General features: G+C 56.1%; 3 protein-coding genes. All 3 read left to right on the top strand.

The features are described 5' to 3' along the window. On the top strand, positions 1 to 219 hold a 219-nt coding region (locus ABX962_RS34510; RefSeq protein WP_372726197.1), incomplete at its 5' end, for a DUF4416 family protein. Between the two features lie 318 nt (positions 220 to 537). After that, entirely contained in the window at positions 538 to 1080 is a 543-nt protein-coding gene (locus ABX962_RS34515; protein WP_372726198.1) for a sigma-70 family RNA polymerase sigma factor, read from the top strand. Beyond that, positions 1077 to 2554 (top strand): FecR domain-containing protein (locus ABX962_RS34520; RefSeq protein WP_372726199.1); only part of this gene is annotated, 1478 nt, incomplete at its 3' end. The genes ABX962_RS34515 and ABX962_RS34520, both read left to right, overlap by 4 nt.

Here is a 2554-nt window from a genome sequence, read left to right on the forward strand (position 1 = left end):
ACCAAAGACCGTGACCACCGCATTTACCTGCGCGACGGCATGTTCGCCGAAGTCACGTTAACATACGTCCACCGCCAATGGGTTGACCACCGCTGGACCTATCCCGATTACCGCACCGACGATGTCAAGCAATTCGCGCAGCAGTGCCGCGAACATCTCCGCGCACACCTCAAATCGATTCGGAAATTCCGAAATCGCCCATCGAGCAAACCGGCGTAGCTAACGCCTGTTTCCATCTTCTTCGCCACCAACGGACGTTTTCGCGGCGGTACAGCTTGGGGGCATTCCGCGGCCCCATCAACTGGCCCGCTTCCTACCATTGCAATCTCTCCACGTTCGGTCAGACCATCGATGGTGGCCCCCGTATGTAATGAACCGAGGACACTGTTTTTTAGATCGCGTCCAAGATTCTAAGCGAAGGCAGGCGGTGCCCAATTTTTTTCGGTAAGTCAGCGAGGTCAGTGGACGAGCTATTTATAGTGGCAAGCGTGTAAAACGCTGGACGCGCTTTCGTCGAAACCCCCTCACGGCACGGACATGAACTCTGAATCCCGTCAAGATGCCGACTACGAACACTTTCTCGAACACTTTTCGCGAGATCGTGACCGCTTGTTTGGATACATCTACGCACTCTTGCCACACAAGGCTGACGCCGAGGACGTCTTTCAGCGAAGTAGTCTGCTGCTCTGGAAAAAGTTTTCCGACTACGATCCGTCGCGGCCCTTTCTGCCATGGGCGTGCACAATCGCACATTACGAAGTCAAAAATTTCATCCGCTCGGTCCATCGAGATCGTCTGCAATTTGATGCCGACTTGATCAACAAGCTGGCGGAAACGCGAGGAGCATCCACGACAAAACCCGATCGTCGCCTCGAAGCGTTGCGACGTTGTTTGCAAGGTATTAAATCGGTCGAGCGTGAACTGATTGAATTGATGTACCGTGGCGACACCACCGTGAAAGAGTTCGCCGAAGCGAGTGAGTTGTCGGTGCAAACGTTGTACAACCGGATCAGTCTGACACGACGCAAACTGCTGAACTGTGTCCAGCGACGCTTGGCCCAACAAGGGGCAGCATCATGAACGACTCGCACGACGAACTGTTCCAACTTCTCGACGAACTGCTGAATCAAACGATCGACGCAGATCGACATTCACAACTGCAAGAGATTCTTAGGTCCGATCCGGAGGCACGACAGCAGTACCTCGAGTACCTCGACTTGCACTTTGACCTCGACCGCCTTCACCAATCCATCGGCGACCTGCCTCCTAATGCCGGCAACCTCTCGAAGCTTGTCGAATCGATGCGGGCGGCCCCCCATGAAGTCGCAAGCGATCCAGACCGTCTCGAATCAATGGCAGCGCGAGCACGCTGGCAGTGGTGGGCGTCGCTGGCGGTTGCGATCGCATTGTGTGTCGGCGTTGCTTTTATCGCCACGTCTCGGAATCCATCCGAGTCGTCGAGGCTTGCTGAACACGAAGAAGTTTCTCCGCAGTCCCGCATCGACAATCGCTCGCATGTTCAGTTGACGCAAGCTTTGGCAACCAAGTTTTTTGGCGAAGCGACGCCACCACTCGGCAGCTTTGTTCCGCTGGGACATGAATTTGCCTTGTCCAGCGGAATGGTAGAACTGCAGTTCCCCGCCGGCGCCACCACCATCATCGAAGCTCCGGCCGTATTTGTCGTCACCGACGATGCACGATTGGAATTGGCCAGCGGTAGTTGTTCGGTGCACGCTCCGGAGGGCGCCGAGGGTTTCCGCGTCGATACACCGCTTGGCAACATCGTCGATCTTGGTACACGGTTCGTCGTGAACGTGGACCAAATGGGCGACACCAAGGTCCAAGTGGTCGAAGGCGAAGCGGATCTGTTTGCCAAGCAAAAGGCGGACGAGGCGAAACCGCCGGCGCCGGCGGAACGAATTAATCTGCGGCGAGGGCAAGCTCGCCAACTGTTGACGGGCGATCGCTTCGACGTTTTGGAGATCCCGTTTGACGAGGCGGCCTATCGCAACCAAATTCCCGATCGCATCACCCGTTTTCTCGCGAGCCAAGACGCTCAGGGAAACGCCAACGAATTGGAATCCGTTTCTGTGCAACGAGGCGGTGTTGATTACGAGTACCACGTCGATGAGTTAATTGGAATCGACGTGGTTCATTTTCGCGGAGGCTCCGATGCAAACCTGATCACATGTGAACAGCAGCGAGATCCGATCGACTCAACCCTCAGCGAACTCCCTCGCTCGCATTACGCTGACCGCGACCGCCACCTTTGCAGCGGACTGATCAACCCAGGCGGTAGCCGTACTCCGCTGACCGAGAATCCCGTTCTCGGCGACGAGGCCAATTCGGGCTCTGGTACACCGGGGTTTGCCATTCGTTTCCAGCGACCGGTTGTCAATTCAGCCGGCCCCGATGTGGTCTTCTTTGAATTACAAGTGATCATCCATCCCGAGCAAGGGGATGCGTTTCACGTCAGCCCGTTGCAATTCACCGACGGCCTCCGCACCCACACGATCAAGTCATACGACATCGATCTGGCATCACCCGAGTCCAA

It is taken from the genome of Novipirellula sp., assembly GCF_041583735.1.
Taxonomy (GTDB): Bacteria; Planctomycetota; Planctomycetia; order Pirellulales; family Pirellulaceae; genus Novipirellula.